Source organism: Nostoc sp. DedQUE09, from assembly GCF_034530915.1.
Classification (GTDB): Bacteria; Cyanobacteriota; Cyanobacteriia; order Cyanobacteriales; family Nostocaceae; genus Nostoc.
Genome location: NZ_JAVRCE010000085.1, coordinates 22,892 through 28,911, shown reverse-complemented (window position 1 = coordinate 28,911; position 6,020 = coordinate 22,892). Strand labels below are relative to the sequence as shown.

The 6,020-nt window shown below is 40.9% G+C and carries 5 protein-coding genes; 3 read left to right on the top strand and 2 right to left on the bottom strand.

From position 1 onward, the window contains the following. Positions 1-365: 365 nt before the first annotated feature. Positions 366-638, bottom strand: coding sequence for a hypothetical protein (locus RMY27_RS32275; protein ID WP_322668894.1), 273 nt, complete (start codon positions 636-638; stop codon positions 366-368). Between RMY27_RS32275 and RMY27_RS32270 the strand changes: the two genes are divergently transcribed. Together RMY27_RS32270 and RMY27_RS32265 are read left to right on the top strand one after the other, a co-directional pair. Continuing rightward, positions 632-829, top strand: coding sequence for a hypothetical protein (locus tag RMY27_RS32270; protein WP_322668893.1), 198 nt, complete (start codon positions 632-634; stop codon positions 827-829). The genes RMY27_RS32275 and RMY27_RS32270 overlap by 7 nt on opposite strands. Next, a complete protein-coding gene (locus RMY27_RS32265; protein WP_322668892.1) occupies positions 826-1,209 on the top strand; it encodes a type II toxin-antitoxin system VapC family toxin in 384 nt (127 codons plus the stop codon). Before RMY27_RS32270 ends, RMY27_RS32265 begins: the two co-directional genes overlap by 4 nt. A gap of 681 nt (positions 1,210-1,890) precedes the next feature. Here the strand turns inward: RMY27_RS32265 and RMY27_RS32260 are convergent. Then, the gene (locus RMY27_RS32260; protein WP_322668891.1) at positions 1,891-2,712 is read right to left on the bottom strand and encodes a hypothetical protein; all 822 of its coding nucleotides are present in this window, start codon (positions 2,710-2,712) and stop codon (positions 1,891-1,893) included. A 440-nt stretch (positions 2,713-3,152) separates the two neighbouring features. On the opposite strand from RMY27_RS32260, the gene RMY27_RS32255 reads away from it, so the two are divergent. Beyond that, positions 3,153-5,669 carry a molybdopterin-dependent oxidoreductase gene (locus tag RMY27_RS32255; RefSeq protein WP_322668890.1) on the top strand — a complete coding sequence of 839 codons (2,517 nt, stop codon included), beginning with the start codon at positions 3,153-3,155 and terminating at the stop codon, positions 5,667-5,669. Positions 5,670-6,020: the final 351 nt, after the last annotated feature.

The window sequence follows — 6,020 nt, the reverse complement described above, 5'->3', positions numbered from 1 at the left end:
CATTGGTGGTCACAGTTAAAAGCGTTCTGAAAACAATTTTCTCCTAAGACTGCATACTGAATGCCTTTCAGCATGGTAAAAGCACAGACCTATTTATCTTTTAAAGATGCAATCACTCCCATTGCTCCCAGTCAGACGTGGAAATGCGTGAACCCTGAGCCAAATGAATAGCCCAAAGATTCAAAATATTCTAACCTTTGATCAGTGCTTTGCTATCCAAGCATTACGGTTTGGGAGGTACTATTCTTAGTATCTCGTAAACGATAGTGCCAATCGAATGGCACTTTCTTTGATAAAGGTAGCTTTCTCTCCAATGCCTCATTCAAGGTGTAGACATCTCCAATTTTGATCCTGTTCCCAATAAATCACGCCATCCATTCAGTCCACTGTGGAGTATCTGCCACCAATTTAGCAAACTTCTCTGGACTTGCATCTTCAAACTCCAGCATTACACCCAACCGTTTATCAGGGGTTAAGGTGCTGAGTAATTCTTTGACCGCATCAACCCCATTCTCCACCCGCTCAATCGCCAGCCGAGCATAATATTTAACCCGCTCCCACCAAGAATGACTCAGTTCTACAAATCCGTTATAATCAAACCAATAAATCTGAGAAACAAGAGAATCTAACTGTGCCAATAATTAAAATACCAAAACATTATCTTATATATCAAGATGAAGATTCAATTACAGTAGATATACCAGAATCAATGCTGTTAGATTGGGAAAAAAACTATAAAAAAGTTACTCAAACTAAAGGAATTTTAAAGCATAAAAAAGAAGCCATGCTGGCTCATTTAGATGCTGTACGTCAGGAGTGGGACGGATGAGATACGTATATGATACAAATATTTTTATTTATTATCTTGCGGATGAACCAACAGTTAATTCATTTTTTACAGAAGAATTTCTCAATTTACACGAAGTTTTGATATCACCAATTATCTACATAGAATTATTAAGTTTTGCAGGCTTAGAAAAAGAAGAAGAGCAAGGGATCAGAGATTTACTATCCCAGTTTTACTCAGTTCCCTTGTTAAGAGAGATTGAAGAGCAGACAATCCAATTGAAACGACAGTATAAAATTAAGCTTCCTGATGCAATTATTGCTGCTACTGCACTACATAAAGACGCATTTTTGGTTACAAGAAATGCTAATGATTTTCAAGGGATTGCTGAACTAAAGATTGAAAATCCTTTTATTAAATAAGGTAGGAATAATTTGGTCAGAGCGATGTCTGCGACGGTCTATTCGATCTCTACACAGCCATTAACCAATCGCACACCACAGACCTACGGCTTATTAGAAATTAAGAAAGCACTCTTGTGCAAAACGGAAAATCGATGATGCTGCGCTCGCAGCATTGGCAGAGGAGTTAAAAATAGGAAAAGGCTTTAGTAGCTATGGTGCAATAGTTGAGTGGTTGAAACAAGAACATGGACAAGATATAGAGTATGCAACGGTTTATGCCTGGGTTCGATATCGATGCTTGAGCAAAACTAAAAGGGTGCCCGCCAAGATACCTGCAAAAAGAGACACGTTGTAAAGAAATATTGCAAACAACCCCTTGTTAATTTACTAACTTGCCCAAAAATAATATTAGGCAAATCAAATTTTTGCACCGTAAAACCAAGCTTTCACCTCTTTTTATCCCTGACTCTTGCCCAAAAATGACCCTTTTAGGGAATGTCTTCATTTGAATAGTCAAGTTGAGGTTGAGGCTGAAACAACGGTAAATCAAGGTTTTTGGCACTTAAATTTACAAAACTTTACAACGTGTCCCGTTTTGCGCGTATCTCGGTGGCTACCCGAATATGGGCAAAATTTTCATAATAGCCGGAAGTGCTGTATTGCAGATGCTGGAGGTATTGAAATCATGAATAGCATTTACTAAACACAGCCATGTTTGAAGGATTTGGTCGTAGTAAGAAAAAACCAGTGCTTGAGGACAACGAACTGATCACTCCCAGCGCCGCCAGTCAAAAGGTCAACTTCAGCAACACCTCTTGCTGGTGTATCTGTTCCTGTGAGTATGTCGCCACCTTCATCTCCAAACAGGCGATCGCTTCCAGTGCCGCCGAAGGCAGAATCATTCCCACGTCCACCATAGAGAAGATCGTTACCATCGTCCCCAAACACGGAATCGTCACCATCACCACCTGTAATGTAGTCAATTCCTGCATTACCACGGATGTTATCATTGGCTGCACCACCCGCTTGTGTGTCGTTGTTAGCGGTACCCAAAAGATTCAAAGCAACAATAGTCAAATTGTTTTTTGTGCTGGTATCGTTCTGCCCAGTAAATTCAGCATTGACTACTGTATTCAAGTTCAGGAGAATACCGTTGGACTGGGTAAAGTTATTGCCTTGGAGTAATTCTGTATAGAGAATATTGGCATAACCATGATTACCAGCAAAATTCCACTGTCCAGGCTGAAATAGCTCCTTCCAGTTGGCATAGACATCCAGGGTAGCCAAGCGAGCATCATAGCCTAAAGTTTCACTAGTATGAATAGATACAATACGATTGGCGTCGCTCGGATCTAAGCGTTCGCTTGCTGCTTTGCCTTCAAACTCAGGTCCTGCGGGGTCGAGTCCTACTATTTTCGCAAGAGAACGCCCTGAAACACTACTGGATATGGTAACAATTGAAAAATATGTAATTTTATATCCAGAAAAAATACACCTGATTTCTAATATTACTGGTGTCAACAAATTGAGAAATCAGTCTTTAGTCTCAAGTGGTTTCGGCTAAATCAGAAAAATTTTGACAAATAAATCGTAAAACTTTTGACATTAAAAACTTTGGGTATGCCTGAATGAAATGTAAGCGTCCAAAGGCGTAGATTCTTTTAAAACAAAGAAAACTCTTTGCGTTGAGGACAATCATTAATATCTGTGCTTGTCAATTTCTAGGCTAAGTTATTAAGGAAAACTTTGCCGTTCTCTGTCAAAAAACACTATGCCCCCTTGGATATTTGCTAAGTTGTTTTTCCAGGAATTAGAAAATTTTTACTTAGGCTTGTCTGTAAATTGGTTGTCAAAAGAGGCAAGGTTGTTCAAGTATGTAGCTATTTATTTAGAATGCAGTTAAATTGCACCCCCATTTGTGAAATGCTGTAATAAGCGCAATATGTAAGGAGAAGATCTCCATGACATCAAAAGGCAGGAAGAAGACCTCACGGCGTGGTTTTATCCAAGGGGTGGCTATTAGTACAGCTGCTGTAAGTGCAGCAGAGTTACTAAAAAAAGAAGTGGCAGATGCTGCAAGTATTGGAGACGATCAGGCAATCCCTCTCCAAAGTACTAAATTTGATTTTATTCAGAAATCGGCAGCCCTAGAGCCAGATAAGATTGTAGATAGTGCTTGTCAATTCTGCAATTCTTTGTGCCGATTGAAAGTTCATCTCAAAGACGGACGCATCATAGATGTGTTAGGTGAACCAAATGACCCAGTACAGGCTGGTGGCTTTTGTATCAAGGGACCAATGATGACCCAGCTAGTCTACAATCGTTTTCGCTTGAAAAGCCCAATGAAGCGGGTTAGTGGAAATAAAGGTGACAGCAATTCTAAATTTGAGCCAATTTCTTGGGATGAAGCACTTTCAATTATAGCTAGCAAGTTTTTGACACTTAGGGATGCAGGTGAAGCTAGAGCGATCGCGAACAAAACCTCTGGCAGACTCCCACGGGGGACAGGTTCTCTGGTCGGACGCTATTTTAGTATGCTGGGTAGTCCTAATAATACCGATGTTGGGCCTGTATGCAACGATGCAGGTGGCAATGCTTTGGCATGGACATTTGGCTTGGGTAATTTTACAAACGGTTACGGAATTGATAATGCGACTAAAAAAGAAGACTTGGGATCTGCTAAATTCTTTCTGTTTTTAGGTACGAATCAAGCGGAAACCCATCCTGTAACCTTTGCCTATCTTCTCAAAAGTCGTGTTCAGACCAAAGCCAAACTAGTAGTTATCGACCCACGTTTGACTCCTACAGGAGCGCAAGCTGATGAATGGATTGCACCTAAGCCACACACTGACTTGGCTTTGATTTTGGCAATGCTCTATCACATCGTGACTAACAACTTATACGATGCTGCTTTTGTAAAAGAGTGGGTACTGGGTTTTGATGAACTGAAGAATCACCTCAAGAGCTTTAATTACACACCAGAGTGGGCTGCAATTGTAACGGATGTTCCAGCATTAAAGATTAGGCTTCTAGCTGAGGCTTATGCCAAAACTAAACCTGCTGCGATTTTCTGCAACGCTGGGATTTCTCATCAATTAGGGGCTTTTGACACTTACCGTTGTTTGACATTCCTAGCTGCAATTACAGGTAATATTGGTATTCCTGGTGGTGGTTGCAATTTCATGCACAATACTTGGCCAGGGGAATTGAATTTGCCAGCGATTATTGGTAAAACACCTAACAAAGATATTGCACTACCAATTGGGCCAGATTATTTTGCGGAATCGATCATTTCAGGTGAACCTTATCAACTTAAAGCGATCGTTACTCAGGGGAATCCTCTGTTGGCTTGTTCAGACACAATTAAAGTAAAACAGGCTTACCGTCAATTAGAATTTTATGTTTACACTGGATTGTTTATGGAAGAGTCAGCGTACTATGCTGATATTATTTTGCCCGTAACCAGTGGTTTTGAAATGGAAACCGTTTATATGCGGCGGGATGATCGAGCAATCCGTTGGCAAGAACAAGTGGTTACTCCGATAGGTGAGTCCAAACCAGATTGGCATATCTGGATTGATTTAGCACACGCCACAGCGAAATTAGACAAACGCAATCCGCCTGAATACTGGAGGGAGAACTTTCCTGATTCTTGGAAAGACTATCGTCATCTGTGGGCAACTTTTTTAAGGAATACTCCAGGAATGGGAGGTATGACCCAACAAAGACTATCTCAAAGAACAGAACCCTTGCGTTGGCCTTGTCCAACAGTAGATCATCCTGGTGTCAGCACACTTTACTTAGATCATGCATCTTGGTATGAAGCCGCATCAGCTCTTAACCCTGATAACATTGGTAAGCGATTCCTAACTCCCAGTGGGAAAGTAGAAATTTATACTCCACAATTGCAAAGTCGGCTAGCTGAGGCTGGACACTCTGCTCTGCCAAGCTTCTATACCCATCCAGAGGTGACAGGTAAGCATCCAACCATTGAATACACATCTGAGTTGGTAAAAAATCCTGTGAATTCACAGGCTCTGACTCAAAACATTAAATTAGGAAAAATCTCTTCTGGGAAAGTACACAAGCAGTACCCACTGATGGGAATGACTGGTAGATCGAGTGTAGTTCATTTCCACTCTGTAACTCACTGGACTTATACAGGCAAGCAAATGAATGGTGTTCGCCTAGTACAAATCCATCCAGAGGCAGCAAAAAAAGCAGGCATAAAAAATGGTGATGAAATCATAGTTGAAAGCCCCAGAGGCTCAATCATTGGCACTGCATTGGTTTGGTCAGGAATTCGAGAAGACACTATTTTTGTCCCTAACTGGTTTGGACCTGGGCAGAAAATGGCAGAAGAGTTTGGAACTCCCTACTATGAGTCAGTTAATATCTTGATAGATAAACAATATTATGACAATCTTTCAGGACAGCAGGCATTTAAATGTTTTGCCTGCCAAGTCAAAAAAGCATAAGGATTATTCGTTCCAAGTGATAGCGTAGCGTAAAGCCAACTCTTGGAGAGGCTGTGCCCTAAGCGTACTCCTACGCTTTAGAAGTGCAACTTTGACTCAAAGAATTTTTTGAATACTACTCGGGTTTTGCATTTTGAACCCATAGTTTGGTTTTGGGAAAGGGTTAAAGGGTAAGGATTAAGGGTTTTAAATTTCCCTTTTCCCCTGCCCCTTATCCCCAGAGGGGGCCCCACCTTCCCCTTTCCCCCAAAACCTGACAAGTATTGGGCTTAAACTACATACTTACAAGAAGTGGAGTGTCTTAGATTAGACTTCTTAAACCTCTGATAGCATCTAAAGTTAAACCTCAAA

Bases quoted from the DNA above. Each gene is read 5' to 3' on its own strand.
- RMY27_RS32265 (WP_322668892.1), top strand. From the start codon at position 826: ATGAGATACGTATATGATACAAATATTTTTATTTATTATCTTGCGGAT.
- RMY27_RS32255 (WP_322668890.1), top strand. From the start codon at position 3,153: ATGACATCAAAAGGCAGGAAGAAGACCTCACGGCGTGGTTTTATCCAA.